The 17,169-nt window shown below is 57.5% G+C and carries 16 protein-coding genes; 12 read left to right on the plus strand and 4 right to left on the minus strand.

The genetic code is table 11. The annotated features are described in order from the left end of the window. Positions 1 to 41 precede the first annotated feature (41 nt). Positions 42 to 629, plus strand: a complete 588-nt coding sequence (locus tag ACMGGP_RS21920; protein ID WP_010247406.1) for a CGNR zinc finger domain-containing protein — start codon at positions 42 to 44, stop codon at positions 627 to 629. A gap of 53 nt (positions 630 to 682) precedes the next feature. Here ACMGGP_RS21920 and proP read toward each other — a convergent pair whose 3' ends face one another. Next, positions 683 to 2,149 carry a glycine betaine/L-proline transporter ProP gene (gene proP, locus ACMGGP_RS21925; RefSeq protein ID WP_010670739.1) on the minus strand — a complete coding sequence of 489 codons (1,467 nt, stop codon included), beginning with the start codon at positions 2,147 to 2,149 and terminating at the stop codon, positions 683 to 685. A gap of 309 nt (positions 2,150 to 2,458) precedes the next feature. After that, positions 2,459 to 3,637 carry an aminotransferase class I/II-fold pyridoxal phosphate-dependent enzyme gene (locus ACMGGP_RS21930; RefSeq protein WP_498798899.1) on the minus strand — a complete coding sequence of 393 codons (1,179 nt, stop codon included), beginning with the start codon at positions 3,635 to 3,637 and terminating at the stop codon, positions 2,459 to 2,461. Positions 3,638 to 3,856: 219 nt separating this feature from the next. Here ACMGGP_RS21930 and ACMGGP_RS21935 point away from each other — a divergent pair, with 219 nt between their 5' ends. The 11 genes from ACMGGP_RS21935 (at position 3,857) to ACMGGP_RS21985 (ending at position 14,463) form a co-directional block, all read left to right on the plus strand. Beyond that, the gene (locus ACMGGP_RS21935) at positions 3,857 to 4,669 is read left to right on the plus strand and encodes a MetQ/NlpA family ABC transporter substrate-binding protein (RefSeq protein WP_010247400.1); all 813 of its coding nucleotides are present in this window, start codon (positions 3,857 to 3,859) and stop codon (positions 4,667 to 4,669) included. Beyond that, positions 4,666 to 5,700 carry a methionine ABC transporter ATP-binding protein gene (locus tag ACMGGP_RS21940; RefSeq protein WP_010670742.1) on the plus strand — a complete coding sequence of 345 codons (1,035 nt, stop codon included), beginning with the start codon at positions 4,666 to 4,668 and terminating at the stop codon, positions 5,698 to 5,700. The genes ACMGGP_RS21935 and ACMGGP_RS21940 overlap by 4 nt, the downstream gene beginning before the upstream one ends. Then, complete coding sequence (locus ACMGGP_RS21945) at positions 5,684 to 6,352, plus strand: methionine ABC transporter permease (protein ID WP_010670743.1); 669 nt, start codon at positions 5,684 to 5,686, stop codon at positions 6,350 to 6,352. Before ACMGGP_RS21940 ends, ACMGGP_RS21945 begins: the two co-directional genes overlap by 17 nt. A gap of 3 nt (positions 6,353 to 6,355) precedes the next feature. Next, positions 6,356 to 8,671, plus strand: coding sequence for a molybdopterin-dependent oxidoreductase (locus tag ACMGGP_RS21950; protein ID WP_498798900.1), 2,316 nt, complete (start codon positions 6,356 to 6,358; stop codon positions 8,669 to 8,671). 131 nt (positions 8,672 to 8,802) lie between these two features. Continuing rightward, on the plus strand, positions 8,803 to 9,822 hold the full coding sequence (locus ACMGGP_RS21955; RefSeq protein WP_010670745.1) for an isopenicillin N synthase family dioxygenase: 1,020 nt from the start codon (positions 8,803 to 8,805) through the stop codon (positions 9,820 to 9,822). A 16-nt stretch (positions 9,823 to 9,838) separates the two neighbouring features. Further along, a complete protein-coding gene (locus ACMGGP_RS21960) occupies positions 9,839 to 10,648 on the plus strand; it encodes a MetQ/NlpA family ABC transporter substrate-binding protein (protein ID WP_498798901.1) in 810 nt (269 codons plus the stop codon). Next, positions 10,641 to 11,429: a methionine ABC transporter ATP-binding protein gene (locus ACMGGP_RS21965; protein WP_050498567.1), complete on the plus strand. Its 789-nt coding sequence runs from the start codon at positions 10,641 to 10,643 to the stop codon at positions 11,427 to 11,429. Before ACMGGP_RS21960 ends, ACMGGP_RS21965 begins: the two co-directional genes overlap by 8 nt. Beyond that, on the plus strand, positions 11,417 to 12,085 hold the full coding sequence (locus ACMGGP_RS21970) for a methionine ABC transporter permease (RefSeq protein WP_022624728.1): 669 nt from the start codon (positions 11,417 to 11,419) through the stop codon (positions 12,083 to 12,085). The genes ACMGGP_RS21965 and ACMGGP_RS21970 overlap by 13 nt, the downstream gene beginning before the upstream one ends. A 9-nt stretch (positions 12,086 to 12,094) precedes the next feature. Then, positions 12,095 to 13,165, plus strand: coding sequence for an iron-containing alcohol dehydrogenase family protein (locus ACMGGP_RS21975; RefSeq protein WP_191923947.1), 1,071 nt, complete (start codon positions 12,095 to 12,097; stop codon positions 13,163 to 13,165). 97 nt (positions 13,166 to 13,262) lie between these two features. Further along, the gene (locus ACMGGP_RS21980; RefSeq protein WP_498798902.1) at positions 13,263 to 13,865 is read left to right on the plus strand and encodes an NAD(P)H-dependent oxidoreductase; all 603 of its coding nucleotides are present in this window, start codon (positions 13,263 to 13,265) and stop codon (positions 13,863 to 13,865) included. Then, on the plus strand, positions 13,855 to 14,463 hold the full coding sequence (locus tag ACMGGP_RS21985; RefSeq protein WP_498798903.1) for a TetR/AcrR family transcriptional regulator: 609 nt from the start codon (positions 13,855 to 13,857) through the stop codon (positions 14,461 to 14,463). Before ACMGGP_RS21980 ends, ACMGGP_RS21985 begins: the two co-directional genes overlap by 11 nt. A gap of 86 nt (positions 14,464 to 14,549) precedes the next feature. Here the strand turns inward: ACMGGP_RS21985 and malG are convergent, their stop codons facing one another. Together malG and malF are read right to left on the minus strand one after the other, a co-directional pair. Further along, positions 14,550 to 15,440 carry a maltose ABC transporter permease MalG gene (gene malG, locus ACMGGP_RS21990; RefSeq protein ID WP_010247369.1) on the minus strand — a complete coding sequence of 297 codons (891 nt, stop codon included), beginning with the start codon at positions 15,438 to 15,440 and terminating at the stop codon, positions 14,550 to 14,552. A 150-nt stretch (positions 15,441 to 15,590) separates the two neighbouring features. Next, positions 15,591 to 17,114: a maltose ABC transporter permease MalF gene (malF, locus tag ACMGGP_RS21995; protein WP_498798904.1), complete on the minus strand. Its 1,524-nt coding sequence runs from the start codon at positions 17,112 to 17,114 to the stop codon at positions 15,591 to 15,593. Between the last annotated feature and the right edge of the window lie 55 nt (positions 17,115 to 17,169).

A 17,169-nucleotide genomic window follows, 5' to 3' on the forward strand; every position in this document is an offset into this window, starting at 1 on the left:
GTTACAGTGGCCTCAGCAGAGTTAACAAGGGAGGCAATATCATGGCGGAAACGCAATCACACACCGCCCAGGGACCGTGGTTTCTGGCCGATCATCCGGCGCTGGATTTCATCAATACCCTGGCCATCGTGGAAGGCCAGCCGCACGACTTCTGGCAAACCGATCAGGATGTTGAAGCCTGGCTACACCAGGCCGGACTGGCACCAGATGCCCCGGCTCCGCAGCATGAACCGGGTGCACTGTTGGAAGCAGCGCGTCACTTACGTCAGATCATTCGTGATAACGTGCAGCAGCACAAAGCGGGAGAGGGCGTTGATATTCAGGCGCTGAACGCCTGGCTGGGTGAAGCGACCAGCCATCTGCAAATGACCGGGGAGCCGGGTGCCTTAAAAATCAGGCGGGTCTATGCGGGCCAGAGTGTGATGCAGCGGCTGGGACAGGTTGCGGAACAGGCTGCGATGTTGCTGGCGCAGGAGGATTTCAGCAGAGTCCGTGGCTGTGAACATCCCGCCTGTACACTGTGGTTTTACGATCGCACCAAAGCGCATCGCCGCCGCTGGTGCAGCATGGCGCTGTGTGGCAATCGGGCGAAAGTGGCGCGTTTCAGGGCAGTTAAATCAGCTGGGTAAACAGATCGGATGGCAGATAAAAAAACACCCTGCAGAGCAGGGTGTCAGAACAGTTATTTCGCGGTGGTCGCTGATGGCTTGTGCCGCTTGCGCAGCTTGTCGATCAGGCGATGCGCTTCCGCTTTGGTCGCTACCGCAGGGGATGAACCGGTCAGCGGTTGACGGGCTGTTTCACGTACCGTCAGAATGGTGAGCAGGCCAATCACGCCCGCGCCCATCATGTAGTAAGCCGGCATCATATTGTTTTTAGTGGTATCCACCAGCCACGCGGTAATCAGCGGTGTCGTACCCCCAAACAGCGATACCGAAAGGTTGAAGCCGATGGCCAGCGCACTGTAACGGATATCGGTAGTAAACAGCGCAGGCAGCGTCGAAGGCATAGTGCCGCTGAAGCAGGTGTGCAGTACACCCAGAATCATCAGGCCGCCAAATACCGCCCACATATTACCGGACCCGATCAGCATAAAGCTCGGGATGGCGAGCAGGATCAGACCCACCGCACCAAAGGCAATCACCGGACGACGACCGATGCGGTCAGTCCAGCGACCCCACAGCAGCGTCAGCGGCATCATCACGAACATCGCCACCATCACCAGCAGCAGGCCACTCAACTCTGGCAGACCCAGCACGCCGGTCAGATAGCTCGGCATGTACGAGGTCAGCATGTAGTTAGAGACGTTAAACAGCAGTACCAGACCGATACATTTCATCATCGGTGCGCGGTATTTGCTCAGCATCTGCATCAGCGTCAGACGCGGCTTGCTTTGCTCCAGTGCTTCCTGTTTTTCCATGTGCTGCTGGAAAGCCGGAGTCTCTTCCAGCTTCAGTCGCACATAGAGACCAAACAGGCCCAGCGGCGCGGCGATAAAGAACGGCACGCGCCAGCCCCAGGACATCATCGCCTCATTCGACATCACGGTGGTCATCACCGTGACCAGGCTGGCACCCAGCAGGTAACCACCGATGGTGCCGAATTCCAGGAAGCTGCCCATAAAGCCCCGGCGTTTATCGGTAGAGTACTCCGCGATAAAGGTCGCTGCGCCGCCATATTCACCACCGGTTGAGAAGCCCTGGATCAGACGTGCCACCAGCAGCAGAATCGGTGCCATGATGCCTATTGAAGAGTAAGCCGGGATCAGACCGATACAGAACGTACCAATCGACATCATGATCATCGTCATCGCCAGCACTTTCTGCCGTCCGATGCGGTCACCCAGCGGGCCAAATACCAGGCCGCCAATCGGACGTACCAGGAAGGCCGCGGCAAACGTACCAAAGGTGGCGATTAGCTGCACCGCGTTGTTGGCATCCGGGAAGAAGACTTTGCCGATGATCACGGCGAGATAGCTGTATACGCCAAAGTCGAACCATTCCATCGCATTACCTAACGCAGCTGCGCCAACTGCACGCTTCAGCATGTCGTTGTCGATTACGGTAATGTCGTCAACAGTCAGCTCTTTTGGCTTCCTGTTCCAGAAATGTTTCTTTGGGTGTTCAGACGATGAGTTTCTGGTGTCCATATTCTCCTCAGGTGCATCAATGAAGGAGTCTTATAGCTTTCGCAGCCGCAAACAATGTTCAGAAGAAACCGTGGAAATGAAAGCTATAAGAAGCCGAATAATTTTTAAGTGAAGCGGCAGAAACCGCAGCCGGTAAACTCTAGACTACGATTGTAAGTTTTTGCAAGTTTTCAGCCGAAATAACTGCATTTACTGACAAACCCAGCATAGTGAACTTATTCACGCCTGCTTACGGGTCTGAACATTTGGTAATAACTTGCGGCTGGTGCTCTGGTTATATCTGGAACTGGTTTTCCCGGTGCTGATGCGCTACTTAAACAGTTTCAGTTCGTCGATGCGATCCAGCGCCTGCAGTAATTGCTCCGTCCCGGTTGTCAGGCTGATGCGAATATAATCACGACCCGCTGCGCCAAACCCGTTACCCGGTGCCACCAGCAGATGACACCGGGCCAGTAGCAGGGCGGCGAATTGCTCCCCGGTGAAACCAGCTGGCGCTGCCAGCCAGAGGAAAAAGGTGCCCTGACGGGCGCGAACCGGCCAGTGCATTGCTGCCAGCCTGGCTAAAATCACTCTGCGCCGCTGATGGTAATGCTCTGCCAGCAAGCTGAGTTGTTCAGCGGGCAGCGACAACGCGGTGATGGCGGCATCCTGCACCGCGCCATACACCGTGCTGTAGCTATGAGTATGAAGTTTTTTAAATGCTGCAATCATCGAGGCGTTTCCCACCGCAAATCCCACCCGCCAGCCTGCCATGAGTGCGCTTTTTGACAGCGTGTAGATTTCCACGCCCCAGGCTTTGCCATCGGGCTGTGCCAGCAGACTCAGCGGCTGTTCGCCCGACTCACTGCCCAGCGTGGCATAGGCGAAGTCATGAATCAGCGGAACATGATGCTGGCGGGCGAAGGCCAGCGCGTCGGCGAACAGCGCGGCTGTCGCCAGTGCGCCAGTGGGATTATGGGGATAATTGAGCAGCAGCAGACCGGCACGCGCCGCGACCTCGTCCGGCACCTGGGTGAAATCGGGCAGGAAATCATTGCACGCCTCCAGCGGAATGCCATAAAAATCGGCACCTGCCTGACGGGCCGCTGAGCGGTAGAGCGGATAGCAGGGATCGGTAGAGATCAACACCTGCCCCGGATTGAGCAGGGCGCGGGGAAAACCGTTGACGCCAATGTGCGCGCCCTGGAACAGCGCCACTTCAGTTTCAGGATCGAGCGTGACGCCGTAGTGACGCTGGTAAAAGGCTGCGATAGCACGGCGCAGCGCGGGTTTGCCCCAGAACGAGGGATACTCATGGTTCTCCGGTTTCGCTGCCGCAGCCTGTAATGAAGCGATTACCGCGGGCGGCGTTGGCTGACGTGGACTGCCGGAGGAGAGATCGATCAGCGGTAACAGCGCATCATCCAGTTGTGCTGCCTGCTTTTCAAGCATGCTGAAGAGGTTCTCTTCCAGCCCTGCGACCATCTCTGAAGCTGCAAACTCCGCCATATCTCTCCCGCAATAAACAGTGTTAAGCGAGGAAGGATGACACAGCTGACATTAAAATCTTTAGCAGAAATAACGCTGTTATTTGCAAGGATTCGAATATCCAGCATGTGACTATCGTTAGCATAAATAAGCCAAAGTCGGGGCTGGGTTTTGCCTGTTCCTCTCCGCGATGGCTGTGATTAAATCGATCGCTCTCACAATAATGAATCAGGGCAAACAATGCAGATCACATCCCGGGGAATTATTCTGGCACTGACCACCGCCAGCCTTTTTATTTCTGCCGCTCAGGCAGCCGACCAGAAGAAAATACGGATTGGATTTAATCCAGGGCCTTATAAAGAGCAATTTGAAAAAGGCGTCGCGCCCTTATTAATCAGGCAGGGGTATACTCTGGAGTATAAAGATTTCAGTGATGGAATTCAGGTTAATGATGCTGTTCATCGCGGGACGATTGACGCCAATATCATGCAGCATCCTGTCTATCTTAAGTCGGTAAATGACCGGCTTGGCATTGATAACGTTGGGATTGTGCAGGTGCCGACCCCGCCAATGGGGCTCTACTCTGGGCGCGTGAAAACGCTGACTCAACCCGCGCCGGGCAGCACGGTCTCTGTGCCCAATCAGCCCTCAAATGAGTACCGGGCGGCGCTGTTACTCCAGAGCATCGGCTGGCTCAAAATCAGCCCCGATAGCGATGCTGCCACTTTTTCGCAGAAAAATATCACGGAAAATCCCTACAAAATCGTGCTCAAAGAGATGGATAACGCTCAGCAGGTGCGTGCACTTCCCGACGTTGACTATGGAGTCATTCAGGGCAACTTCGCGGTATCCAGTGGCATGAAACTCAATTCGGCACTGAAACTGGAAGCGGCAACCAGCCAGTTTATTAACGTGGTGACGGTTGCCGGTAAAAATAAGCAGGCTCAGTTTGCCCGTGACATTATTGCCGGCTACCACTCAGCAGAATTTAAAAGCTATATCACCGGTAATGCGCAGTATGCGGGCTATCTGCTGCCAGATTATTTCAAATGAGTCAGGTAGCCATTGCGTTTCGCCATGTCAGCAAAACGTTTGCGCGAAACGGTGCAGAAGTGCAGGCGCTGAAGGAGATTAATCTGCGCATCAACCAGGGTGACATCTTTGGCGTCATCGGCACCAGTGGAGCCGGAAAAAGTACGCTGCTGCGCCTGATTAATCACCTGGAGACTCCCACAACCGGCTCGGTTGAGGTGCAGGGTGAAGCGTTACAAGGGATCAGCAAAAAGCGCTTAATTCAGGTCAAAAAGCAGATTGGCATGATCTTCCAGCACTTCAATCTGCTCAATGCCCGAACGGTGTTTCACAACGTCGCCATCCCACTGATTTTACAGGGCCGGGATAAAGATTTTATCGCCACCCGCGTGGCGGAGCTGCTGGCGTTTGTTAACCTCAGCGACAAAGCCCACAGCTACCCGGATGAACTCTCCGGCGGTCAAAAACAGCGCGTCGGAATTGCCCGCGCGCTGGCAACCAATCCCGCGATTCTGTTGTGTGATGAGGCGACCTCCGCGCTGGATCCCCAGACCACGGTACAGATTCTGCTGCTGTTACAGGAGATTAATCAGCGTTACGGCATCACCATTGTCCTGATCACCCATGAGATGTCGGTGGTCCAGAAGATCTGCAACCGGATGGCGGTGATGGAGCAGGGCCGTATCGTTGAACAGGGCGATGTCCTGTCGCTGTTTGCTGAACCGCAACAGTCGGTGAGCGCCAGCTTTGTGCAGTCCGTTATTCACGATCGCCTGCCACAGCAGACCCTTGCGCTGTTAAGCCAGCATCCGGCTGTCGACGTGTTGCGGCTGGAGTTTGTCGGCAGCACGGCACAACAGCCGATCATCAATCGCCTGATCCGTGAACATGAGGTTGAAGTGAATATCCTGTTCGCCAGCATGACGGAAGTACAGCGTACCATTCTGGGTTTCATGATTGTGCAGATCAAAGGCGAGCCCGCAAGACGCGAGGCGGCCATCCAGTTTCTCATCGCGACCGGAGTGAAAATCAGTGATGTCAGAACTCTTTGAAACCGCCGTTACCGGCGATCAGTTCCTGACGGCGATGCAGGACACGCTGATTATGGTGGCGCTGTCGCTGGGCTTTGGTTCGCTGCTGGGCCTGCCGCTTGGCATTGTGCTGGTGATCTGTCGTCCGGGTGGGATACAGCCGAATCGACTGGTACATCAGTTGCTGAACCCGATCGTGAATATCATCCGTTCACTGCCGTTTATTATTCTGCTGATCACTATTCTGCCGCTGACGCGCCTGCTGGTGAACACCACCATCGGTACGGCGGGGGCCATTGTGCCACTGGTGATATTTATCGCGCCCTATATTTCACGGCTGGTGGAGAATGCCCTGCTGGAGGTGGATGAGGGCATTCTGGAGTCAGCCAATGCGATGGGTGCCACCACGCTGCAGACCATCTGGTATTTCATGATACCGGAAGCCGCCTCGTCGCTGGTGTTAGCCCTGACCACCGCCACTATCGGCCTGCTGGGTGCGACGGCGATGGCGGGCACGGTGGGCGGCGGCGGCATTGGCGACCTCGCCATCACTTACGGCTATCAGCGCTTTGATGCCTTTGCCACGATTTCGACTGCGCTGGTGCTGATTGTCATTGTCCAGCTACTGCAAACCCTGGGTACGCGTCTCTCGCGCCGTATCCGACGCGAGTGAGCCATGAAAAAGAATGATTTAGCTGTTATGCACTGGGGCACGTATCACGTCACCACCGAAGGGGACACGCTGACGTCGGTCAGGCCGGTGGCGTGGGACCGTAATCCCTCTGCGATCGGGCAGTCGTTACCGGGCGCGGTGCAAAGCGAAACCCGGGTCAAAAATCCGGCCGTCAGGCTCGGTTATCTCCAGAACAGAAGCGCATCCCGCAACGGGCGCGGCAAAGAGCCGTTTGTGGAGGTGAGCTGGGATGTTGCGTTGCAGCTGGTGGCGGAGGAACTGGAGCGTGTCAAAACAGAGCACGGCAATCAGGCGATCTACGCCGGCTCTTACGGCTGGTCGAGTGCCGGACGTTTCCATCATGCCCAGAGCCAGCTTCATCGATTCTTTAACCACTATGGCGGCTACACCGCCAGCACCAACACCTACAGCATTGCGGCCGGTGAACGCACGCTGCCGCACATCATCGGTAACCTGGATGAGTTACAACGTCACCATACCCATTGGCCGGTTCTGGCAGAGCACTGCGAACTGTTTGTGGCTATCGGGGGTTTGCCGCTGCGCAATGCGCAGGTCAATGGCGGCGGGGCTAATGACCATGCGCTTTCTCATTGGTTAACCACGCTGCGGCAAAATGGCACCCGATTTATCAATATCAGTCCGGTCAGAAACGATCTCGCTGGGGTGGCGGATGCGGAGTGGCTGGCGATACAGCCCGGCTCCGATACGGCGCTGTTACTGGCAATCGGGCAGGTGTTAATTACTGAATCTCTCTATGACGCGCCATTCACAGAACGTTACACGGTGGGCTTTGACCACTATGCCGCCTACCTATTGGGTGAACGCGACGGTATAGCTAAAACGCCAGAATGGGCCGCTCCGCTGACCGGGCTGGCGGCCGCGGAAATCCGTGCGTTGGCACGGCAGATGGCGGCGCATAAAACGATGGTGAATATTGCGTGGTCAGTGCAGCGGGCGCGGCAGGGCGAGCAGGCTTTCTGGGCCACCGTTGCGACTAGCGCTCTGCTGGGTCAGATCGGCACGCCCGGCGGCGGGCTGGGCTTTGGTTACGCCTCAACCAATCTGGCCGGTGCCGCCCGGCGACAGTTTTCCGGGCCTCGTCTGCCCGCCGGTCATAATCCGGTGCAGGAGACGATTCCGGTGGCACGCATCGCCGACATGTTGCTCAATCCCGGAGGGCACTATGAGTTTGATGGGCAACAGCGGGTCTATCCCGACATCCGGCTGGTCTACTGGGCGGGCGGCAATGTCTTTCATCATCATCAGGATATCAACAAGCTGATACGCGCCTGGCAGCGGCCGGACACTGTAATTGTGCATGAGCAGTTCTGGACGGCGCAGGCAAAATTTGCCGACATCGTGCTGCCTGCGACCACGTCGCTGGAGCGTGAAGATATTGGCAGCGCCAGCAACGACGGTTTTATCATCGCCATGCCGCAGCATCTGCCGCCGTTTGCAGCTGCAAAATCGGATTACGCAATTTTTGCCGCTCTGTCGCAGCGGCTCGGTTTTGCTGACGCCTTTACGCAGGGGCGTGATGAGCGCCAGTGGCTTCAGTCACTCTATGAAGATTCCCGGCCACGCGCGGCAGCGCAGGGCATCGAACTGCCGCCCCTTGAGGCGTTCTGGTCACAGGGAGTGGTGGAGTATCCCGCGCCAGAGACGCCGCAGATCCTGCTAAAAGCGTTTCGCGATAACCCGGAGTCAGCCCCGCTCAGCACGCCGTCGGGGAAAATCGAGCTTTTTTCTCAGCAGGTGGCCGATTTCGGGTATGACGAAGCGCCCGGATTTGCCTGCTGGTATGCGCCGGAATACCAGGCGCAACAGCAGGAAAAGCAGCAGTGGCCGTTGCATCTGCTCTCAAGCCAGCCACGGACCCGGTTGCATAGTCAGTACGATCATGGACGGGTCAGCCGGGCCACCAAAATTGCCGGGCGTGAGCCACTCTGGATGCATCCTGAAGATGCTGCTGCGCGCGGCATTGAGGAGAACAGCATCGTAAAAGTCTTTAACGGACGCGGCGCGCTGCTGGCGGGCGTGCATCTGACGCAGGATATCCTGCCGGGTGTCGTACAGATGTCGACCGGCGCCTGGTATGACCCGCTCGATCAGCAGGAGGGCCAGCCGCTGGATAAACACGGCAATCCCAATGTGCTGACCCAGGATAGCGGCAGTTCACGACTCGGCCAGGGGTGCAGTGCGCAGACCTGTTTTGTCGAGATTGCGCTTTATCAACAGCCTTTGCCTGAGATTACGGCATGGTTACCGCCGGCATTCGTGGCGTGGAGCGCAGAGTAATCTGCGGGTTTAAAGCCCGCGGCGTGGTGGGATATTCCCATCCGTCGCATATACATAGCAGGATTAGTTGGTAGTTAACGCATAAATGAAATGGCAGTGTAAAGCGATTCCATGCCAACAGAGTGTCAATCATGAGCGCGTTAACCACAGCAGAATTGCCGGTAATTGATTTCGCATTATTGTCAGGTAATCAACAGCAGCAGCAACAGGTCCTGGAAAAATTAAGCCAGGCCGCGCGTGATGTCGGTTTCTTCTATTTAATCAATCACGGCATCGACCGTGAACTATTAGATGAGGTTCAGCACGTCGCGCGGAAATTTTTTGCCCTGCCACAGGCGGATAAATCCGCAGTGGCGATGGCGAACTCGCCGCATTTTCGCGGCTATAACCTGGCGGGGGTTGAAATAACCCGCAGCCAGCCTGACTATCGCGAGCAGTTTGATATTGGTGCGGAACGGGAAGCGCTGCCCGTTACCGCCGATTCACCCACCTGGCAACGGATGCAGGGGCCGAATCAGTGGCCTGAAGCCTTACCTGAACTGCAAACGGTGGTCACCCGCTGGCAGCAGCAGATGACAGCGGTGGCGCTGGAGCTGCTGCGCGCCTTTGCCGGGGCACTGAATCTGCCGCGCAACGCCTTCGATAACCTCTATGGCGACTATCCCAACGAACATATCAAACTGATCCGTTATCCGGGCCGCACGGAGGGCGAATCACGCCAGGGTGTTGGCGCGCACAAAGATTCAGGCTTCCTGACGATGTTACTGCAGGACGATCAGCCGGGCTTACAGGTGGAAGTGACGCCGGACAACTGGATCGATGCCTCACCACTGCCGGGCGCGTTTGTGGTGAACATTGGCGAGCTGCTGGAGCTGGCAACCAACGGTTATCTTCGCGCAACGGTGCACCGTGTGGTGTCGCCACCGCAGAGCAGCGAGCGCTTATCCATCGCCTTTTTCCTTGGCGCGCAACTCGACGCCGTGGTGCCGATCTATCAACTGCCTCCTCAGCTGGCTGAACTGGCACAGGGACCGAGCAGCGATCCGCTTAATCCGCTGCTGCGCGAAGTGGGCTGGAACTACCTTAAAGGCCGGCTGCGTTCGCATCCGGAAGTTGCCCAGCGTTTCTACCCCGAACACAACACCCACTGATAACGATAAGAGATAAATGATGATGATTAAAAAGCGCTTTCTGGCCCTTGCCGGTCTTTCACTGCTGATTGCCCAGAGTTTACAGGCCGCGCCGCTGCGCGTAGCGGCCGATCCGCTGCCCCATGCGGAAATCCTGGAGTATGTCAAAACCCTGGATCCGAAACTGGATCTCAAAATTGTTGAGCTGAGCGGGGGCGTGAATGCCAATGAGCTGCTGGCCGCCGGGGATGTGGATGCCAACTACTTCCAGCATCTGCCTTACCTGAAAGATCAGGAGAAGGCGCTGGGGAAAACCTTTGCCGTGGCCGCCAGTGTTCACATCGAGCCGCTGGGTATCTATTCGCGGAAAGTGAAAAGTTTAGCGGCGCTACCTGAAGGGGCCAGCATTGCGGTACCGAATAATACCACTAACCTGAGCCGCGCACTCTGGCTGTTGCAGGACAAAGGGGTGATCAAACTCAACGCGCAGGGTGAAACGGGTTCGACGCTGGTGACGCCGAAAGATATCAGTGATAACCCGAAGAAAATTAAGATCGTTGAGATTGAGTCGCCGCAACTGCCACGCTCGCTGGATGATGTGGATGCCGCAATTATCAACGGCAACTACGCGCTTGAAGCCGGTCTGACCCCATCGAAAGATGCGCTGGGACTGGAGTCTGCAGCACATAATCCCTACGCCAACCTGCTGGTAACGACGCCAGAACTGGCGAAAGATCCCCGCGTGTTACAGCTGGCGAAAGATCTGCGCTCGCCGCAGGTAGCGGAGTTTATCCGTAAAAATTATCAGGGCTCAGTGATTCCGGTTGCGGACCAGCAGCATGATTAAACTCAGTCATCTCAGCAAACAGTATCCTGGCGCATCTGCGCCAGCGTTAGACGACATCTCACTCACCATCGAAGAAGGGACCATCTTTGGCATCCTCGGTCGGAGCGGAGCGGGAAAAAGTACACTATTGCGCTGCCTCAATCGGCTGGAGAGTCCCACCAGCGGCCTGATTGAAATTGACGGGCAGGATCTCGCTGCGATGAGCCTGGCGCAACTGCGTCAGCAGCGACAGCAGATGGGGATGATCTTCCAGCACTTCAATCTGCTGCATTCGCGCAACGTGCAGGACAACGTCGATCTGGCGCTGGAGATTGCCGGTGTGCCTGCGGCTGAACGTCGCGAGCGGGTCGCATCGCTGCTGAAACTGGTGGGGCTGGCCTCCTTTGCTGCGGCCTGGCCGTCGCAGCTCTCCGGTGGACAGAAACAGCGCGTCGGCATCGCCCGCGCGCTGGCCGCCCGACCCCGTTATCTGTTGTGCGATGAGGCGACCAGCGCGCTGGATCCCGAAACCACCACTTCGATTCTCGATCTGCTGGCCGATATTCAGCAGCAGCTCAATATCACCATTGTATTGATCACCCATGAAATGGCGGTGGTGAAGCGGATTTGTGACGGGGCGGCGCTGCTTGAGAATGGCCAGCTGGTTGAGAGCGGCAGCCTGAGCCAGATCATGGGACGTGAAGAGGGACGCCTGCGCAAAATGCTGCTGAAGGATGGCGAAGCAGACCGGGCGTTTATCGAAAAATATCAGCATGAGGCGTTAACCCGATGCGTAGCATGAGTAGTGAGCGGTTTCAGGAACTGCTGCTGAACGCCACTGGCGAAACACTGTATATGGTGTTGCTGGCGGCCCTTTTCACGGTCGCGATAGGGCTGCCGGTGGGCGTGCTGCTGTTTCTGACCCGGCCAAAAGGCATTCTGCCCAATCGCGCGATTTCACTGCTGCTGAATACGCTGGTAAATACCGGACGCGCCTTGCCGTTTGTGGTACTGCTGATTGCGCTGATCCCCTTTACCCGTCTGCTGGTCGGCACCACGCTGGGCAGCACTGCCGCCATTGTGCCGATTACGCTGGGGGCATTTCCCTTCTTTGCCCGCATCGTGGAGAACGCGCTGGATGAGGTCGACCGCGGCCGTATAGAAGCGGTGGTATCAATGGGCGGTACCCTGTGGCATATCGTCAGCCGTGTGCTGCTGCCGGAAGCGCTTCCCGCGCTGGTGGCGGGCGTTACCCTGACGATTGTGATGCTGATTGGCTTCTCGGCGATGGCGGGTGTGGTTGGCGGTGGCGGGCTGGGCGATCTGGCGATTCGCTACGGTTATCAGCGTTTCGATAACCAAATCATGGCGGCCACCATTGTGGTGCTGCTGGCGCTGGTGATGCTTATTCAGAAACTCGGCGACCGGCTGGTACGCTCGCTGGCTTATCGTCGATAAGGAGCAACCATGTTTCGCGTGATGTCGCCGAAAGGCTATCTGCAACGGCCAGGGCTGCGGGCCGGGGTGGGAGAAATTATCCGGCCGCTTGCCTCGCATATTCACATCTTCACCTCGCCGCGGGCCTGGCAGGCGGTGAATCCTGACATGAGCATAAGTCTGGAACGGGCGGGGATCCGCTGGCAGCTCGACACGCTGACCGGTGAGTGTACCGATGCGGCGATTGCTGCGCTGCAACAGCAGGTGCAGACGCACGGCGCTACCCTGATTCTGGCTGTGGGTGGCGGGCGGGTGCTGGACTGTGCCAAAGCGGTCAACGACGCGCTGCCGGATATCCGGCTGGTGAACTTCGCCACGCTGGCCGCCACCTGTGCCGCCTGGTCTCCGCTGGCGATTATCTATGATGAGCGCGGCGGCCATCTGCGCAGCCAGCCGCTTAATGCCATGCCGGAGCGGATTCTGGTGGACAGCGAGGTCATCGCCCGCAGCGAGGTACGCTATCTGCGGGCCGGGATCGTGGATGCGCTGGCCAAATGGTTTGAATTTGAGCCTTATCAGCGACAGACGCCGCACCAGCTGGCGCTGGATCTTAAAGTCGCAGCCGCCTGGCAGGCGGTGACGGTGCTGAAACGCTGGGGAGACACGGCGGTGGCCGATAACATCAGGCAGCAGGTCACCCCGGCGCTGGAGAAAGTGATTGAAGCCAACATTGTGCTGGCGGGGCTGGCTAACAGTATTCAGGATGAGATGGCAACCCCCGGTTTTGCCCATATCATCCACGATCGCCTGACTCACCAGCCAGAGCTGCATAACTGGCTGCATGGTGAAAAGGTCGGCTTTAGCTTGCTGGTACAATCCTGGATTGAACAGCAGGGTAAGCAGGTGGAGCCTGAACTGCTGGCGCTGCTGCGCCGTTTCCACTCTCCCCTGACGCTGCCTGCGGCGATTAACGCGGACAGGGTAAGAGAGATTGCGCAGCAGATCCATTTCCCCTCCGCCAGCCTGGCGCACCTTCCCTTTACGTTCGATCACCCTCTGCTGGAGCAGGCCTTGCTGGCGACTTCTGCGTTTAAACAGTAAGTGCGGTGAGCGAATCGATCAGTGGTCGCCGCTTGCTAACCTACCAATAGTAACTTACCTTTAGTAGCTTAATGACTAATCAGGTAAGGTGACGACGATGCATGCATTAATAGTGACTTCCCATCCCAATCAGGACGCTCACACCCACCGCGTGGCGGGCCAGCTGGCGCAGGGCATTATCGCGACAGGCCATCATACGGCTGAAAAGGCCGATCTGGCGGCAGAAGGGTTTGATCCACGTTTTACGCTCAGCGATCACAGACATTTCAACGGTCTGGCGCCGACGCCTCCCGACGTGCTGGCAGAACAGCAGCGGCTGGATCGTGCCGATGCACTGGTGCTGGTCTATCCGGTCTACTGGTGGTCATTTCCGGCACAGCTTAAAGGCTGGATAGACCGCGTCTTCATCGCGGGCTGGGCCTTTGATGAGCAGGATGGCCATATCGTAAAACGCCTCGGCCATCTTCCCGTGCATCTGCTTGCGATTGGCGCGGCTGACACCCGAACCTTTCTGCGGCGCGGCTATTTCGCCAGCATGCGGAATCAGATTGATCACGGCATCTTTGACTATTGCGGTGCGCCGGTGGTGACCAGTGAACTGTTGCTTAGCGGCGATGAAGGTTATCCTGAGTCACACTATCAGCTGGCGCATCAACTGGGCCAGCGTCTGTTCGCCCATCAGGAAAAACATGACCGTTGAAAAAACACCCCGTAAGCGTCTGACACGCGAGACACGACGCAGGCAGTTGTCAGACGTCGCGTGGCAGATAATGCAAACCGAAGGCAGCGAGGCACTGACGCTGGCCAGAGTCGGCGACGCGGCGGGGGTCAGTAAACCGGTGGTTTATGACCACTTCACCACCCGTCATGGATTGCTGGCGGCGTTGTATGACGATTTTGATCGTCGCCAGACCGAAAAGATGGAAGCGGCGATGAATGCCGCACCGATGGTGATGCAACAAAAAGCGGAAGTGCTTGCGGCCTGTTATGTGGATTGTGTGATGACGGAAGGGCGTGAGATTCCGGAGTTGCTGTCAGCGCTCAGCACCTCGCCGGAACTGGCTGCCGTCAAACGCCACTATCAGCTCGACTTTATCGCCCGCTGTCAGCGCTGGTTTGCCCCTCTGGCTGGCAGCAGCGGCATTCCGGAAGCAGGCATGTGGGGCTTGCTGGGGGGCGCGGATGCCATCGCAGGCGCGGTGGCACGCGGCGATGTCAGCAAACCGGAAGGAGAGCAGGCGATCACTGCCATGGTCGTGGCGCTGGTGGCAGGCAGCCGTGCGTCGGAATCGGATTAGCATAAAAAAGGCGGCCCGCAGGCCGCCGAATCCTTCAACCACAACAGGCGTTGTGTAAGTAGTGGCAACGTACAATGATGATCGTTTTAGCCTTTCACTCCGCCCGCGGTTAAACCGCTCACCAGCCAGCGCTGCGCCAGCAGGAAAACCAGGGTGATCGGAATCGCGGAGAGCACCGCCGCAGCGGCGAAATCGCCCCACAGATAGTTCTGCGGATTGAGGTACTGCTGCATCCCGACCGCCAGGGTGTAGCTGTTTACATCTCGCAGCAGCAGCGAGGCGACCGGCACTTCAGTCACCGCGGCGATAAACGCCAGAATAAACACCACCGCCAGAATCGGCACCGACAGCGGCAGCAGCACCAGCCGGAACGCCTGCCACGGCGTTGCGCCATCCAGCGCGGCCGCCTCTTCCAGTGACCCGTCGATGGTTTCGAAATAGCCTTTGATGGTCCAGACATGCAGCGCGATACCGCCCAGATAGGCGAAGATCACCCCACCGTGGGTGTTCAGCCCGATAAAGGGCAGATACTGACCGAGACGATCAAACAGAGCATAGAGCGCCACCAGCGACAGCACCGCCGGGAACATCTGGAATATCAGCATTCCTTTCAGCAGGCTGGCACGGCCGGTAAAGCGCATACGGGCAAAGGCATAGGCGCAGGTGGTAGAGAGCGCCACGATGCCCAGCGCACTGATTGCCGCAATCTTGATCGAGTTCCATAACCAGAGCAGCACCGGGAAGGGCGGCGGTGTCACCCGGCCATCCGCATGTTCCACGCTGAAACCCAGCGCCAGCCGCCAGTGCTCCCACGAGATCTGCTCCGGGATCAGGCTGCCGGTGGCGAAGTTCCCGGCACGCAGCGAAATCGCAATCACCATCAGCAGGGGAAAGAGAATCGCCGCGATAAATAACAGCAGCAGCAGATGCGTGGTGAACAGACGCAGCCGTTGCGATTTCGGTTGTACCATAGCCATAACAACTCCTCAGAGCCTGGTCCATCAGGCTATTTTATTTGTCAGTCTGAACCCGGGCAGTGCTCACAATCCTCACCTCCCAGGTTGCGGTTGTTCCACGCTCTTCGCGTCCGGACTGCCTGCAACCATGACGCCTGTCGGGCCAGACGCTTAGTCGAATTTCATCCGCGAGGCTTTCAGGTTAATCACCGCCAGCGCACCCACCAGCAGGAAGATCAGCGTGGCGATAGCGGCGGCCAGCCCAAAGTCCTGCCCGCCGCCGCCTTCAAAGGCGATGCGCCAGGTGTAGTTCACCAGCAAATCGGTGTAACCGGCTGGCGTGGTGGTGCCGAGGCGATCCGGCCCGCCGTTGGTGAGTAACTGCACCAGCACAAAGTTATTAAAGTTAAAGGCAAAGCTGGCGATCATCAGCGGCATCAGTGGTTTCAGCAGCAGCGGCAGAGTTATCAGGAAGAAGTTCTGCAGCGGTCCTGCACCGTCCATCGCCGAGGCTTCATAGAGATCGTCCGGAATCGCCTTCAGCAGGCCCATGCAGAGGATCATCATGTAGGGGTAGCCGAGCCAGGTATTGACGATAATCAGCATGGTGCGCGCCAGCGTCGGGTCGCTGAACCAGGCCGGCTTTACGCCAAACAGCGCGCTGAGCATCACGTTGATTTCACCAAAGCTCTGGTTGAACAGTCCTTTGAAAATCAGGATCGAGATAAACGCCGGCACGGCATAGGGCAGAATCAGCATTACCCGATAGACCGCTTTGCCGCGCAACGCCTCCCACTGCACCAGACACGCCAACACCATCCCCACCGCGACGGTCAGCACCACGGTGATCAGCGAGAAGAGTAGCGTCCAGCCAAATATCGCCAGGAACGGCTTCTGAATCCCTTCGTCAGTAAACACCCGCACGAAGTTTTTCCAGCCGGTATTCACGGTAAAGCCGGGACTCAGGGTTTCGTTCGCCCAGCTGCCGTCGGCGTTAATCGCCTGGTAGAAACCAGTCTGCGGATTAGCGCGATAGCGCGCGTTGCTCTGCTGATTGATCAGCTCATTCTGCGCACCCACCCGATAGAGCGGCTGGGTGCCGGAGAACTGGCGCAGCGAAGTCATCCGCAACTGACGACCATCCGGCAGTTCAGCCCGGATCTGGCTCAGCGCCTGACGATGGGTCGTGATCGCTCTGAAGTTCGCCCGTTCACCTGACGGTGGTGCGGCAGGGGCCATTTTCAGCGTCTGTTCAGCGCCAAACTGAAACGGCGGCGAAACATAGTCTTTGCCATCATTCAGCACCAGCTGCCAGCGATCGCCGGCCGGGAACAGAGAAAAACTGACTGCTTCACCCGACTGGAAGGTGCGGCCCAGCAAAACCTGCTGCGCCCGTTCAAAGGTGAGCTGGTTGCTGCTGCTATAGTTGGTAAAGGCAATGGCAATCGTGCAGGCAAGGGGAAACAGTACAAACAGCGCCATTCCCGCCACGCCGGGATAGACATAACGCCACGCATAGGCGCGACGGTTAGCAAAAATCCACAGTCCGGTCGCACTGAGGATCAGCGTCAGCAGCGCAAACAGATATTCGCCCTGCGCGTACATCAGCACCAGCAGATAGCCGACCAGCAGACAGCAGATCCCGATGAGAACGCTTTTCAACAGCACACTGCGCGTTTTCGGTTTTCCTGACATGATGCGGTTTTCCTTAACGGTCACTCAAGCCGGGTTGCCCCGGCTGCAAGGGGAG

Source organism: Curtobacterium sp. BNK-1 (genome assembly GCF_048685235.1).
Taxonomy (GTDB): Bacteria; Pseudomonadota; Gammaproteobacteria; order Enterobacterales; family Enterobacteriaceae; genus Pantoea; species Pantoea agglomerans.